The organism is Ruegeria sp. HKCCA4633, assembly GCF_013034605.1.
Classification (GTDB): domain Bacteria; phylum Pseudomonadota; class Alphaproteobacteria; order Rhodobacterales; family Rhodobacteraceae; genus Ruegeria.
The window spans coordinates 98,262-111,771 of the sequence record NZ_WQGJ01000004.1 but is presented as its reverse complement, the minus strand read 5'-3'; the positions used below and the strand labels follow the sequence as shown (position 1 = coordinate 111,771).

Annotated in this window: 13 protein-coding genes; 10 read left to right on the top strand and 3 right to left on the bottom strand. The window is 56.9% G+C overall.

Features of this window, described 5'->3' with window-relative positions:
• Positions 1–48: 48 nt before the first annotated feature.
• On the top strand, positions 49–2,307 hold the full coding sequence (locus GOV85_RS11885; RefSeq protein ID WP_171178371.1) for a response regulator: 2,259 nt from the start codon (positions 49–51) through the stop codon (positions 2,305–2,307).
• Between the two features lie 79 nt (positions 2,308–2,386).
• On the opposite strand, the gene yaaA is transcribed toward GOV85_RS11885, so the two are convergent.
• The 3 genes from yaaA to GOV85_RS11870 all read right to left on the bottom strand — a co-directional run bounded on the left by yaaA (position 2,387) and on the right by GOV85_RS11870 (position 5,696).
• Positions 2,387–3,157 (bottom strand): peroxide stress protein YaaA, encoded by a 771-nt coding sequence (gene yaaA / locus GOV85_RS11880; RefSeq protein ID WP_171178369.1) that lies wholly within the window; start codon positions 3,155–3,157, stop codon positions 2,387–2,389.
• Positions 3,158–3,290: 133 nt separating this feature from the next.
• Positions 3,291–5,330, bottom strand: coding sequence for a DNA helicase RecQ (gene recQ / locus GOV85_RS11875; protein ID WP_171178367.1), 2,040 nt, complete (start codon positions 5,328–5,330; stop codon positions 3,291–3,293).
• 78 nt (positions 5,331–5,408) lie between these two features.
• On the bottom strand, positions 5,409–5,696 hold the full coding sequence (locus GOV85_RS11870; protein WP_171178365.1) for a YggT family protein: 288 nt from the start codon (positions 5,694–5,696) through the stop codon (positions 5,409–5,411).
• Positions 5,697–5,823: 127 nt separating this feature from the next.
• Between GOV85_RS11870 and GOV85_RS11865 the strand changes: the two genes are divergently transcribed.
• From GOV85_RS11865 to idi, 9 genes are all read left to right on the top strand, one after another.
• Complete coding sequence (locus tag GOV85_RS11865) at positions 5,824–7,191, top strand: MFS transporter (RefSeq protein ID WP_171178363.1); 1,368 nt, start codon at positions 5,824–5,826, stop codon at positions 7,189–7,191.
• Positions 7,188–8,051, top strand: coding sequence for a penicillin-insensitive murein endopeptidase (gene mepA, locus GOV85_RS11860; RefSeq protein ID WP_171178361.1), 864 nt, complete (start codon positions 7,188–7,190; stop codon positions 8,049–8,051). The genes GOV85_RS11865 and mepA overlap by 4 nt, the downstream gene beginning before the upstream one ends.
• Positions 8,024–8,908: an esterase-like activity of phytase family protein gene (locus GOV85_RS11855; RefSeq protein WP_171178359.1), complete on the top strand. Its 885-nt coding sequence runs from the start codon at positions 8,024–8,026 to the stop codon at positions 8,906–8,908. The genes mepA and GOV85_RS11855 overlap by 28 nt, the downstream gene beginning before the upstream one ends.
• A gap of 91 nt (positions 8,909–8,999) precedes the next feature.
• Complete coding sequence (locus tag GOV85_RS11850; RefSeq protein ID WP_171178357.1) at positions 9,000–9,647, top strand: queuosine precursor transporter; 648 nt, start codon at positions 9,000–9,002, stop codon at positions 9,645–9,647.
• A gap of 263 nt (positions 9,648–9,910) precedes the next feature.
• Entirely contained in the window at positions 9,911–10,330 is a 420-nt protein-coding gene (gene arfB / locus GOV85_RS11845; protein WP_171178355.1) for an alternative ribosome rescue aminoacyl-tRNA hydrolase ArfB, read from the top strand.
• A gap of 57 nt (positions 10,331–10,387) precedes the next feature.
• The gene (locus GOV85_RS11840; protein WP_171178353.1) at positions 10,388–11,134 is read left to right on the top strand and encodes an SDR family oxidoreductase; all 747 of its coding nucleotides are present in this window, start codon (positions 10,388–10,390) and stop codon (positions 11,132–11,134) included.
• A gap of 81 nt (positions 11,135–11,215) precedes the next feature.
• Positions 11,216–12,232, top strand: coding sequence for a P1 family peptidase (locus tag GOV85_RS11835; RefSeq protein WP_171178352.1), 1,017 nt, complete (start codon positions 11,216–11,218; stop codon positions 12,230–12,232).
• A 113-nt stretch (positions 12,233–12,345) separates the two neighbouring features.
• Positions 12,346–12,759: a cytochrome c family protein gene (locus tag GOV85_RS11830; protein ID WP_171093120.1), complete on the top strand. Its 414-nt coding sequence runs from the start codon at positions 12,346–12,348 to the stop codon at positions 12,757–12,759.
• 198 nt (positions 12,760–12,957) lie between these two features.
• A complete protein-coding gene (idi, locus tag GOV85_RS11825) occupies positions 12,958–13,500 on the top strand; it encodes an isopentenyl-diphosphate Delta-isomerase (protein WP_171178350.1) in 543 nt (180 codons plus the stop codon).
• Positions 13,501–13,510: the final 10 nt, after the last annotated feature.

The window sequence follows — 13,510 nt, the reverse complement described above, 5'->3', positions numbered from 1 at the left end:
CATTCTCTGCCGCGATGGTGGGACCGGAACGTCCCGGAATCGATTACCATGAGTCTTGCACACAAACTGGCACAGGAACGGCGCGCACGTCTGGCGGCCGAACGTATGCTGGCCTTGAAACAGGCCGAGCTTTCGGCGGCCAACCGTAAACTGGGCCAGCATGCGATGGCATTGACCAAACGCATTGGTGAGACTCAGGCCGAGGTTGAAACCGTCCGCGACGAGAATGAGAAGGTCAAATCCGACCTGACCGTCGCGAATGCCAAGATCGAGGTGGCTGAACGCCGTTTGTGGCATTCTATCCAAACCATTCAGGACGGGTTTGCCTTTTTCGACGGCGATGGCAGATTGATCGGAGCCAACACCGCTTATCTAAGTGTTTTTGACGGTTTGGATGAGGTGGTGCCTGGGATAACATATCCCCGCATTCTAGAATTGTTGACAACCGAAGGCATTGTCGACATCGGCGATGACACGGCTGATGCGTGGCGCGCCAGGATGCAGGCACGCTGGAAACGCGCTAATCCTCCACCCATCGTACTGCAACTGTGGAACGGGCAATACATCCGCCTGATTGACCAGCGGGGAAATGGTGGTGACGTGGTTAGTCTTGCGCTCAACATCACGGCGTCGGTTCGGCATGAGACCGAACTGACAGCCGCGCGCGAGCGTGCCGAGGCGGCCAACCGCGCAAAGTCAGCATTTCTGGCCAACATGAGTCATGAAATCCGCACGCCGATGAATGGTATCGTCGGGATGAGTGAGCTGTTGGACGAAACCCCTTTGAACGAAGAACAGCGTCTGTACGTCAACACCATCCGCAATTCGGGTGAAGCCTTGCTGGTCATCATCAATGACGTGTTGGACTACTCGAAGATCGAAGCGGACAAGCTTGTTCTTCATCCCGAACATTTCGATCTGGAACGCTGCATTCTCGAGGTTGCGATGCTCTTGCAACCCAGTGTGCGCGACAAGGGCCTGACACTACTGGTGGATTACGACCTGTTCCTGCCCACTCTGTTTGTTGGTGATCCCGGACGGATACGACAGGTTCTGACCAATTTGGTTGGCAACGCGGTCAAATTCACGTCCGAAGGGCATGTTCTAATCCGGGTCACGGGTGTGCCCCACCCGGATAAACAGACCTGCGACATCCATGTTGCCATCGAAGATACAGGCATCGGTATCGAGGCTAAAAAAATCAGTCACATCTTTGGCGAGTTCAATCAAGTTGAAGACGAGCGCAACCGCCAATTCGAAGGTACAGGGCTGGGCTTGGCTATCACAAAACGGCTGATTTCAATGATGGGCGGCACTGTTTGGGTGGAAAGCGAACTGGAGCTTGGGTCCTGTTTCGGGTTTCGCATCTCTCTGCCCACCGCCGAAGGCAAGCAACCCGAGCCGCCGAATCTGGCAGAGTGCGTCAAACACGTGATGGTGGTCGAAGATCTGGCCGTAAACCGGGCAATTCTGGCGAAACAGCTAGGCCAGCTGGGTGCTGAAGTGACTGTCTGCGCGTCGGGCAGAGAGGCGCTGTCCTTGATGAATGATCAGATAGAATTGGTGCTGAGTGACCATGATCTGCCTGACATGGATGGGCTGGACCTTGCGACCTCACTCAAGGATCGGGGATGGGGTGACTTGCCGATCATTGTGATGTCCGCAAATCCCGCATTGATCCACGCCCATCCGGCGCGCGACCTCGTAAGTGGCGTTCTTCAGAAACCCATTCCCCGATCAGAGCTGTATGCCAGGTTGATGACTCTGAAAGCCTCACCGCAATCTGATCGAGCGCCGCAGCAGACAAAGTCAGAGTCTAATAAAAAGGATTCCGGATCAAAAACGCTCCGGCGAATGAAGATTCTTGCAGCCGAAGACAACCGCACTAATCAATTGATCCTGAAAAAGATGCTCAAGACTTTGAACATTGACCTACGATTTGCATCTCATGGGTTTGAGGCGGTTGATATCTATCAGAAGTTCGAGCCTGACTTGATTTTCATGGATATTTCAATGCCCAAGATGGACGGCAAACAAGCCACTGCCGAAATCCGTAGGCTCGAAGTTGAAACCGGCCGACACGTCCCGATCGTTGCCCTGACCGCGCACGCGATGGCTGGGGACGATGAGGGGATATTATCGGCAGGACTCGACCACTATTTGACCAAACCGCTGCACAAAACCCTCATTCATCAGATGATCTTGAACCACCAACCCAGTAACGTGAGACCTGTTGATAAATCCGAACCCGAAGAGTTCATCACAAACCGCTGCGATCAAAAACAGGATCCTGCTTCATCTGGCTAAAAATACCTCGGGGAGCGCGAGGGGCTGGCCCCTCGCTTCCTTCCGTGGCCGCAACCGCGACCAGGTGTTTCAATGATGTTCAGGCTGTATAGGGCCTGACAAAGACCGGTTTGTCCTCTTCAGACAGGTCAGGACGGTATTCATACCCACCAGTGTCAAATTCCAGCAGGGCCTTTGGGTCGGTCAGACGGTGCTGAACGATATATCGCGCCATGGCACCGCGAGCCTTTTTGGCAAAGAAACTTACGATCTTCGGGGTCCCGTTCTTGTCTTCCATAAACACCGGTGTGATGACCCGCAGTTTCAGCGCTTTCAAGTCAACCGCGCCAAAATACTCCTGACTGGCGCAGTTGATCAGAAAGTCACTTCCAATCTCTGCACCTTGGGTATTCAGCGTTTTGCTGAGTTGGTTGCCCCAGTATTCATACAGGTTCTTGCCGCGCCGAGTTTTCAGCTTGCCGCCCATCTCCAGCCGGTACGGCTGAATCGCATCCAATGGGCGCAGCACACCGTACAGCCCTGACAGAATGCGCAAGTGGTCCTGGGCCCACGCCAGTTCCTCGGCATCCAGAGAACTGGCCTCAAGCCCTTGGTAAGTGTCGCCAGCAAAAGCAAGCGCGGCAGGGCGCGTGGCCTCGGCCTCGGGCGTATCCGAAAAGGTGCGATAGCGGTCGCGGTTCAGGCGTGCCAGATCGTCGCTCAGGTTCATCAACTTTTTCAGATCGCCAAGTGTCAGGTTGCGGGCTGTTTTAGATAACCGGATCGCGTCATCCTGAAAGTCGGGTTGTGTGACCGCGACATCCCGCTCTGCCCAGTCCAGCCGCTTGGCCGGGGAAATCACTACCAGCATATCCGCCCTCTTTCCTTACCTGCTTTGGTGTATCTAGGTCGTTTTGCGTGTTACCAAAAGAGCATTTGTCGAAAGGCGCGGTCGACCATAGGGAGAGGCAGCGTCTTTTGACACGATTGAAACGTAAAACGAACTAGCCCGCCTCACGCAGCACGTCCAGAAAGGCAGCGCCAAACCTTTCGTGACGTCGATCACCCAGCACCGTCTCGATCCCGCGTGGGTCATCGGGGCGCATTTGCGCCACCTTTGCCAGTTGCGAGGCAGAACAGGTCAGTGGCTTATCAATCCCCTCGGGACCACGCGACAACTGAGATTGCACTTCGAGTAAACGGTCATAGATCTCACCCTGATCGCGCCCGGCCAGTTTGCGCCGCGCAGGGTGAACGGCCTCGACCGCGCCTACAATGACTTCAAGGAAAGTGTCGCCATAGCGTTCCAACTTCTTGGCACCAACGCCGCCAATTCGAGCCATGTCATCCAGTGTTGTGGGTCGGTTTTCAGCCATTTCGATCAAAGTGCGGTCTGGGAAGATGACATAGGCCGGCACGCGCGCAGACTCAGCCAGTGCTCGGCGTTTCGCTTTAAGTGCCGACAGCAGCGGAGCGTCTTCTTCGGATACCATGGCTTTCACTGCGGGTCGGCGCGTGGCTTTTCGGATCGTATCTTTGCGCAGATTAATCTGCGCCTCGCCTTTCAGGATCGGCTTGGCAGCTTCGGTCATGCGCAATGCACCGTGGCGCTCTGGATCTGGGCGGACCAGATCATGCCCCATCATCTGCCGGAAAATCGCCTGCCACTGAGGGCGCGACCAGTCTTTGCCGATGCCCCAAGTGGACAGATCGTCGTGACGACGCGCGCGGATTTTGTCGGTCTCGTTCCCCAGCAGAATATCGATCAGATGGCCCGCGCCAAACCATTCCTCGGTGCGCAGGATACAGGAAAGGGCCATACGGACGGGGGTGGTGCCGTCGAAGACCTCGGGCGGGGTGTCGCACAGGTCGCATTTGCCACAGGGCGCAGCCTGTTCACCAAAATAGTCCAGTAAGGTTTGACGACGGCATTCCAGCGCTTCGGCCAAGCCCAACAAAGCATTCAGCCTGGCATGATCTGCCATGCGACGCTCGGGCGGGGCCAGCCCCTCGTCGATCTGCGATCGCCGAAGGCGGATATCGTCAGGGCCGAACAGGGTAAGCGTTTCGGCAGGGCCTCCGTCACGGCCCGCGCGCCCTATTTCCTGATAATAGGCCTCGATGGATTTGGGCAGGTCAGCATGGGCCACCCAACGGATATCGGGTTTGTCGATGCCCATGCCAAAGGCCACGGTGGCCACAACTATCAGACCGTCCTCGCGGGCGAAGCGGGTTTCGACGATGCGACGATCCTCGGGGTCCATGCCACCGTGATAGTGGCAGGCTGTGTGCCCTTCGTCGCGCAGAGCCTTAGCCAACACTTCGGTCTTGTTGCGGGTGCCGCAATAGACGATGCCGGATTGGGTTTTGCGTGCGGCTGCAAAATCGAGGATCTGTTTGCGCGGCCCGTCCTTGGCAGCAAAGGCCAGATGGATGTTAGGCCGATCAAAACCCCGCAGAAACTTGCGCGGTTCGATGCCGTCGAACAATTTCTCGACAATCTCATCCTGCGTTTCCGCATCCGCCGTGGCGGTGAAAGCGGCGAGGGGGACATCCAGCGCGCGCCGAAGTTCACCGATCCGCAGGTAATCTGGACGAAAATCGTGACCCCATTGGCTGACGCAATGCGCCTCGTCCACGGCGATCAGGCTGACATTGATCCGGCGCAGCATGCCCAACGCCGACCCGGCGGCCAGACGTTCAGGCGCCATGTAAAGCAGTTTAAGCCGCCCAGCCTCCAAGGCTTCCCACACCGCGTCGGTCTCTTCGGGTGTGTTGCCCGAGGTCAGTGCCCCGGCTTCAACCCCGGCTTCCTGCAGTCCGCGCACCTGATCACGCATCAAGGCGATCAGTGGTGAAATCACCACCGTCACCCCGTCGCGCAGCAAGGCAGGAAGTTGATAACACAGGGATTTCCCGCCCCCGGTCGGCATGATCGCAAGCACGTTTTCGCCGGCGGTCACGGAATCGACAATCTCTTCCTGTCCGGGGCGGAAGTCATCGAATCCAAAGACATCTCGCAGCAGGGGTGCGGAGTCGAACATCTGCGGGGTTGCCCTGTTTTAAGGTTTGTCTGCTCTTAAGACAGGACAATCACATACTAAGATTTGGTGAACAAGAGGTCAGTAGAAATAGGGTGCATTGTTGATCAGGATGATCCGCAGCGCATAGACCCCGATCAGGACCACCAAAGGTGTTAGATCCAGCCCGCCCATATTGGGCAGGATGCGACGGATGGGGCCGTAAATAGGCTCTAATATGCGGTTCAACCCGTACCAGATTTGCGCAACCAGTTGCTGGTGCAAGTTGAGCACCTGAAAGTTTATCAGCCAGCTCATGATCACATGGGCCAGAATGATGAACCAGACAACGTCCAGGATCAGCAGCAGGATTTGGATCAGCGACAGCATGGGTTCTCCGTTTTCTTGTTCGCCGAGACCTAAGCACCACAGCGGCAAAGAGCAAGTGCCTGACACTCAACGCTTGCGAATTGAACCAAACCCCCGTCTTATAAACACAACAATAACAGAGGCAGAAATGGCAGAGATTTCCAAACGCAAGCGCATCTGGGGCTGGTGGTTCTTTGACTGGGCCAGCCAGCCGTATCACACGCTGTTGGTCACCTTTGTCTTTGGCCCATATTTTGCCGGGGTGGCAGCCGGGTATTACGCGAACAGTGGGCTGAATGCCGAAGCCGCAGCCGCGCAGGCACAGACGGTCTGGGCGAACTGTTTGACGATCACAGGGTTGATCATTGCCTTTGGCGCGCCTTTGCTGGGGGCGATGGCGGATGTGTCAGGACGGCGCATTCCGTGGATCTTTGCGTTTTCGGTTATGTACGCGGTTGGATCCGGTGCGTTGTGGTACACGATGCCCGATGGCTCGAACATGTGGCTGATGCTGTCGGCCTTTGGGCTGGGTTTCGTGGGCGCGGAATATGCGCTGATCTTTATCAATTCCCAGCTACCTGATTTGGGCGACGACAGTGAAGTGGGCGAGATTTCGGGCTCGGGCTTTGCATTTGGCTATTTCGGCGGCCTGATCTCACTGGCGATCATGTTGGCGCTGTTTGTGGAACAGGCGAACGGCAAAACACTGATCGGGATGGAGCCTGCCTTGGGTCTAGATGCGGCGACCCGGGAAGGCACACGTTTTGTCGGCCCGTTTACGGCTGCTTGGTTCATTCTGTTTATGGTGCCCTACTTCCTGTGGGTGCGCGATGACGCACCAAGTGAAAAAACGGGCAGTGTGGGTGAAGCGCTGCGGCTACTGGCGAAATCAGTGTCTAACCTGCGTCATCGCGTCAGTCTGGCCAGCTACCTCGGTTCGTCGATGTTCTACCGCGATGCGCTGAACGGGCTTTACAGTTTTGGCGGTGTTTATGCGCGGCTCGTGCTTGAGTGGGATTTGATCAAGATCGGCGTCTTCGGGATTGTCAGCGTTTTGGCAGCGGCGGCATTTTCCTGGTTCGGCGGCAAGCTGGACAAGAAATACGGCCCCAAACCCGTGATCATCGTTGCGATCTGGGTTCTGATATTCGTATGCGCCACTGTGGTCATGATGGATCGGACGCAAATCTACGGCATCCAGCTCGAAGAAGGGTCAAGCTTGCCGGATATCGTTTTCTTCGGCTGCGGTGTGTTGATCGGTGGTATGGGCGGTATTCTGCAATCGGCCAGTCGCTCGATGATGGTACGCCACACAGATCCGGAGACGCCGGTCGAAAGCTTTGGTCTCTATGGCCTGTCAGGGCGCGCGACTGCTTTTGCTGCACCGTTGATGATCGGGATTGCAACAACCGCAACCGGCAGTGCGCGTCTGGGGGTGTCACCGATCATTCTGTTGTTTATTCTAGGGCTATTCCTGATGCGCTGGGTCAGACCGGAAGGGGATCAGAGCAGATGATTATACAGCGTTTTTTGATAATTTTGGCCGCGCTTACTATTGCGAGCACAGCGGCGGCAGAGCCTCTGGCAAAGCAGTTGTTTGGGGCACAAAAGGTCAGTTCACAACAAAAAGCAGCAGCCTTCGGCAGTTATTCGCGCGGATGCGCTGCCGGTTCGGTGCAATTGCCGGAAACCGGACCAACGTGGCAGGCCATGCGCCTGTCTCGGAACCGCAATTGGGGGCACCCAGAGGCGATTGATTACGTGAAGGACCTCAGCAAGTTTGCGGCGCGACAGCCGGGTTGGAATGGTCTCTATATCGGGGATATCAGCCAGCCACGGGGTGGTCCGATGACGTCGGGCCATCGGTCTCATCAGTTGGGTCTGGATATCGATATCTGGATGCTGCCGGGCAACAACATGCGCCTCAGCCGCAAAGCGCGCGAGAATATCTCGTCCATTTCGTTGCGACGCGCGAACGGTGCCTTTGTAAACGGGAATTGGACGAAACAGCACCATGCAGTTTTGCGCGAGGCCGCAAAAGACAAGCGCGTTGCGCGCATCTTCGTGTTTCCCGGTGCCAAGGTGCAGATGTGCAACGACGAAAAAGGCAACCGTGCCTACCTGCGCAAGATCAGACCATGGTGGGGGCATCATTATCATTTTCACGTCCGTCTGAAATGCCCCCGAGGGTCGAAAGGCTGCGTCAACCAGGACCCGCCACCCAAGGGCGATGGCTGCGCACAGGCGCAGGAATGGGTAAACAACATCCTCAATCCGCCGCCACCTGATCCAAACGCCCCAGCCCCCAAGAAACGCCGGGAGTATGTTCTGGCCGATTTACCACAACAATGCGCAGCTGTTTTGCAATCCAACTAACCGCCTTTCTGTTTGTGGCTACGGCAGTCGCCGCGGTCGAGATCAAGGCAGCCACTTATCTGCACAGCTTCGAGTGGCGTGATCCGGCAACCTGGTTCGGGGGGTTCTCGGCATTGCAGGTTTCGGATGATGGTCAGCAAATTCTGGTGCTGAGCGACCGGGCCAGGATGGCGACCGCGCAAATAGAACGGGACAGTGATCGGATCACCAACATTCGTGTTTTGGATCAGTGGCGGATCTTATCCAGCCAAGGGCACATCATGAAGGGTGGTGTCGGCGACTCCGAAGGGCTCGCATTGGCGCCAAGTGGTGGAGTTTACATCTCGTTCGAAGGGGTGCACCGGGTCGCGTATTATGCAGCACGGGGGGCAAGGTCGCGAGTTTTGCCTCGGTTGCCCGAGTTTGACGACCTCGCCGACAACGGGTCGTTCGAAGGTCTTGCCATTGATGCACGCGGCTGGCTTTACACGATCCCGGAAAAAGACCGTACCGCTGACGGGGACATCCCGGTTTACCGATGGAATGGCGATGCATGGTCGATCCCATTTGTATTGCCACAACGCGCGGGTTTCAAACCAGTCGGCGCTGATTTCGGCCCGGACGGGAAGTTTTACCTGCTGGAGCGTAAGCTTGGATTCATCGGGTTCCGCTCTCGGCTGCGTCGATGGGAGGTGACGGATGACGTTCTCAGCGCCGAAGAAACCCTGTTCGAAACCGCAGCAGGCATACATGACAATCTCGAAGGGGTGTCAGTCTGGCGCGACGGTCAAGGCCGTTTGCGGGCTACGATGATCTCGGATGACAACTTTTTGGCCCTGCAGCGGACCGAATTGGTGGAATATCTGCTGCCCGATTGACTCGGGGCCTCCAAGGGTCTAAACGCACGGCTTGCCTTGGGACGGTCCCTTGGCCAAGTCGCCGCTACCTTGTCAAAACGGGCATCAAAACATGCAACGCGCTTACATTCCCGGCATCATTGCCATGGCCACCATTGTTGTGGCCTCAAACATCCTGGTCCAGTTTCTGATCCTTGACGGTCTGTTGACCTGGGGTGCTTTCACCTATCCGCTGGCTTTTCTGGTCACGGACATCATGAACCGCGTCTATGGCGTGGGACCAGCCCGCAAAGTCGTGTTCGCCGGGTTTGTCACCGGCATCATTTGTTCGCTGATCGGCAGCCAGATCATGCTGCAAGGCGACGGGTTTGAATACGCCGCCGTTCCACTGCGGATCGCAGTCGCCTCGGGCACAGCCTTCCTGATCGCGCAACTGACCGACGTCACAGTGTTCAACGCCATGCGCGGTGGCCGCTGGTGGCGCGCGCCTTTGGTATCGACACTGGTGGGCTCGGCGCTCGATACCGCCATCTTCTTCACTATCGCATTCTCGGCCTCTGTCACCTTCTTCGGAGCCAACGCCGACGCCGCAATCAACTGGGCGTGGGAGCCTGTGCCGTTCATGTTGTCCGGCCCGATGGCCCCGTTATGGGTGACGTTGGCTTTTGCGGACTGGCTGGTGAAGCTGTCGCTGGCGCTGATTGCTTTGATCCCGTTCAAAGTCATTGTTGCCCGGCTGACCGCCGCACAGCCTGCGTAAAAAAGTGCTTTGAGAATGGCGCATATTGTGTCAGGCTCAAAGTTAACCGCAACAGATAGAAAAGGAGGTGATCCAGTGTCAAGAAAGAGATTGGAGAGAGGTGTCGGAACAACCGGGGGGAAAGCCTGCTAGGGCAGCCCTTGGCGGAGCGCTCGCTCCGGCTGGTCGATTGATCTAACCGACCCGACCTCCTGAACTTTCGAAGGGCCGTCCCAAAGGGGCGGCCCTTTCTGTTTCCATCCGTGCCCTGTAAGGTCCGGCCCATGTTGCGCATCACCGACGATATCATCCTGCAAGACTGGGAAATGACCGAAAGCTTCGTACGCTCTTCCGGTCCCGGTGGGCAGAACGTCAACAAAGTCTCGACCGCAGTTGAACTGCGGTTCGAAGCCGCGCGCTCTCCCTCTTTGCCGGATCCGGTCAAGAGCCGCTTGAAACGACTGGCCGGGCGGCGCTGGACCAAAGAGGGCGCAATCATCATCCAATGTGAAGAAACCCGTTCTCAGGCGCGTAACCGTGACATTGCACGCGCACGGCTGGCCGAACTGATCACCCGTGCGCTCGTTAAACCCAAACGGCGCATCGCAACCAAGCCGACCTATGGGTCGGTCAAGCGCAGGTTGGCGGCCAAGAAGGCGCGCGGCGACGTTAAAACACTGCGGGGCAAGGTCTCGGAAGAATGATCTGGCATCTTTTCGATGCGTTGTTACTCTGCCCCTGACAGGCAGGAGGGTAATGCCATGAGGCTGGAGGGAAAAACCGCAATCGTAACCGGTGGCGCATCCGGGTTCGGCGCAGGGATCGTGCAAAAATTCCTCGAAGAAGGTGCGCGCGTCATGATTGCGGATATCAATGGCGAAGCGGCGCTGGATCTTGCAAACACCCTGGGTGAACAGGCAATCGGACACCAGGTTGACGTTGCAGACGGCGCGTCGGTTCAAGCCATGGCAGATACCGCAAGGCGTCAGTTCGAAAATCTGGACATTCTGGTGAACAATGCAGGTGTCACGCATTTGCCGACCCCGCTCGAAGATGTCGCCGAAGACGATTTCGACCGACTGTTCAATGTAAACATGAAATCGGTCTATCTGACCGCCCGCGCATTTGTCCCGGCGATGAAAGCGCGCGGGGCAGGTGCGATCCTGAACGTGGCCTCAACAGCTGGGTTATCCCCGCGTCCCAACCTGAACTGGTACAACGCCTCAAAAGGCTGGATGATCACGGCAACCAAGACCATGGCTGTTGAACTCGCCCCGACCGGTGTACGTGTAAACGCGATCTGTCCTGTGGCCGGAGAAACACCGCTGCTGAAATCCTTCATGGGCGAAGACACGCCCGAGATTCGCGCCAAATTCCTGTCGACCATCCCGCTGGGCCGCTTCTCCACACCGGAAGACATGGCCAATGCTGCCTGTTTCCTCTGCTCGGACGAGGCCAGCATGATCACGGGTACAGCGCTTGAGGTTGACGGTGGCCGCTGCATCTGATCCGCTCTTCATCTGGCCAAAAATACCTCCGCCGGAGGCAGCGCGCTTGCGCGCTTTTCGGCCTGAACATCGAAGCAAAAAATGACCCCCGGACCCAAAAACTTGATCACCGATATCCCCGGCCTGATGGTCGGCAACGCGCAGGACGACACGCTGAAATCCGGCGCGACAGTCTTGACGGCGCAGGCTCCGTTTGTGGCTTCGGTCCATGTGATGGGGGGCGCACCCGGGACGCGCGAAACCGATCTACTTGCACCAGACAAAGCCGTGACACATGTGGATGCGATTGTATTGTCTGGCGGCTCTGCCTTTGGCTTGGATGCCTGTTCCGGCGTCTCAGACGGGCTGCGCAAAAGGGGGCGGGGTTATCCGGTCGGCGACGTCACTGTGCCCATAGTTCCGGGCGCGATCCTGTTTGACCTGCTCAACGGTGGTGACAAAAACTGGGAGGACAACCCCTATCGTGCCCTGGGTCGCACAGCGTTCGAGGTGGCTTCGGACCGCTTCGATCTCGGTTCAGTAGGTGCGGGAACCGGAGCTTTGGCTGCGATGCAAAAGGGCGGGCTGGGCTCTGCTTCGTTAATTCTGGACAGTGGCATCACTGTTGGCGCGCTGGTTGCAGCCAATCCGTTGGGCAGTGTGACCACACCGGGTGATCAACATTTCTGGGCGGCACCTTTTGAAATCGGCAACGAATTTGGCGGTTTAGGGCCTGATACCAATGCCGCTCTTGGTACTCCGCAAGCAAGCCTCAAGGCGCAGGCGATGAAATCTGCAGACCCGGCTAAGACAAATACGACCATTGCCATCGTCGCAACCGATGCAGCCTTGACCAAGCCCCAATGTCAGAGGATGGCCGTTGCCGCCCATGACGGCATTGCGCGTGCGATTGTGCCCGCCCACACACCGGGCGACGGCGATCTGGTTTTTGCCGCCAGCACCGGTGTTCGACCCTTATCAACCGAAGCTGAACTGGGGCGCATCGGTCATGCAGGTTCGGTTTGTCTGGCGCGGGCTATTGCGCGGGCGGTGTACCTGGCGACTCCGGCAGCGGGCGACCTTTTGCCGTGCTGGTCCGAGGTACATGACATAAGTTAAGGACATCCCTTTTGTCGCAGTGGCACAGTAAGCCCGCGCGGCAATCTGCGCGTTGACTCTTTTTTGCGCCGAAGGTCCATTCGGTGCAGCCATTTTGTATCGGAGCACAAGCTATGAATCGCATCCTCGCTACCGCAATTGTCGGCCTTCTGGCACTGCCCGCCTATGCTGAAGGCGATGCCGAAGCCGGCAAGAAAGCCTTCAACAAATGCAAGTCCTGCCACCTGATCGCTGACCCGGAAGGTGAAGTGATTGTCAAAGGCGGTAAGACTGGGCCCAACCTGTATGGAATCGCGGGCCGCACGGCTGGGACATATGAAGGCTTCAAATACGGTGACAGCATCGTTGCCGCAGGGGAAAAAGGCCTGGTTTGGGACGAGACGACCTTTGTCGAATACTCGCAAGATCCCAAAGCATTCCTGAAATCTTATCTGGATGACACTGCTGCCAAGTCGAAAATGACCTTCAAGCTGAAAAAAGGTGCTGAAGACGTCTATGCCTATATCGTCAGCGTTTCAGGCGAATAAGCCTTAACGCACGGTGCTAAAGCACATGGACTAAAGGCCGCAGCCCCTGCGGCCTTTGGTGCGATTGATACCCAAGTGAATAGAAGCCACTTTGGTACTGACGGGAGATGTCAAATCGCGTCGTACAGCCAGCCTGTTCAGATGGCAGCTAAATTCAAACCAGCGCCGGGCAGACGGATTGGCAACGGGAGAGGACAGATGGGAATTATGATCCCGGCCTGGGTCGATGGCCAATTGACCCCTGTGGACAAGCTCGAAGCGCACGAAAAAGGGCTCAAGCACAAGGCTGTGTCCGTGTTTCTTGTTCGCGGAACGGAAATTCTGCTGCAACGTCGCGCAATGGGCAAATACCACACGCCCGGCCTTTGGGCGAACACCTGCTGCACGCATCCGGATTGGGATGAAAGCTCGTCAACCTGTGCCGTGCGACGTCTGCGCGAAGAACTTGGGATAACGGGTCTTTATCCAGAATACCGGCACCGTCTGGAGTACCATGCAGATGTGGGCAACAACATGGTCGAGAACGAAGTTGTCGACGTCTTTCTGGCCCATGTTCGCGGCCCACTGAAAATCGAGCCTAACCCGGACGAAGTCATGGACATTCGCTGGATCGATTATCACGATCTTCTGGCCGAAGTGGCCCGCCATCCGGATCGTTTCACGCCATGGCTCAAGATCTATCTGCACAAATATGCTGACACGATTTTTGGCCCTGATCTGATCATTTCTGCCAAATCGTGACGCAGTTGGG

Coding starts and splice junctions, on each gene's coding strand:
- GOV85_RS11870 (WP_171178365.1), bottom strand. CDS start 5,696: ATGCTGTCGCTGATCCAAATCCTGCTGCTGATCCTGGACGTTGTCTGG.
- GOV85_RS11855 (WP_171178359.1), top strand. CDS start 8,024: ATGCGCAGCTGTTTTGCAATCCAACTAACCGCCTTTCTGTTTGTGGCT.
- GOV85_RS11865 (WP_171178363.1), top strand. CDS start 5,824: ATGGCAGAGATTTCCAAACGCAAGCGCATCTGGGGCTGGTGGTTCTTT.
- yaaA (WP_171178369.1), bottom strand. CDS start 3,157: ATGCTGGTAGTGATTTCCCCGGCCAAGCGGCTGGACTGGGCAGAGCGG.
- arfB (WP_171178355.1), top strand. CDS start 9,911: ATGTTGCGCATCACCGACGATATCATCCTGCAAGACTGGGAAATGACC.
- recQ (WP_171178367.1), bottom strand. CDS start 5,330: ATGTTCGACTCCGCACCCCTGCTGCGAGATGTCTTTGGATTCGATGAC.
- mepA (WP_171178361.1), top strand. CDS start 7,188: ATGATTATACAGCGTTTTTTGATAATTTTGGCCGCGCTTACTATTGCG.
- GOV85_RS11830 (WP_171093120.1), top strand. CDS start 12,346: ATGAATCGCATCCTCGCTACCGCAATTGTCGGCCTTCTGGCACTGCCC.
- GOV85_RS11840 (WP_171178353.1), top strand. CDS start 10,388: ATGAGGCTGGAGGGAAAAACCGCAATCGTAACCGGTGGCGCATCCGGG.
- GOV85_RS11885 (WP_171178371.1), top strand. CDS start 49: ATGAGTCTTGCACACAAACTGGCACAGGAACGGCGCGCACGTCTGGCG.
- GOV85_RS11835 (WP_171178352.1), top strand. CDS start 11,216: ATGACCCCCGGACCCAAAAACTTGATCACCGATATCCCCGGCCTGATG.
- GOV85_RS11850 (WP_171178357.1), top strand. CDS start 9,000: ATGCAACGCGCTTACATTCCCGGCATCATTGCCATGGCCACCATTGTT.
- idi (WP_171178350.1), top strand. CDS start 12,958: ATGGGAATTATGATCCCGGCCTGGGTCGATGGCCAATTGACCCCTGTG.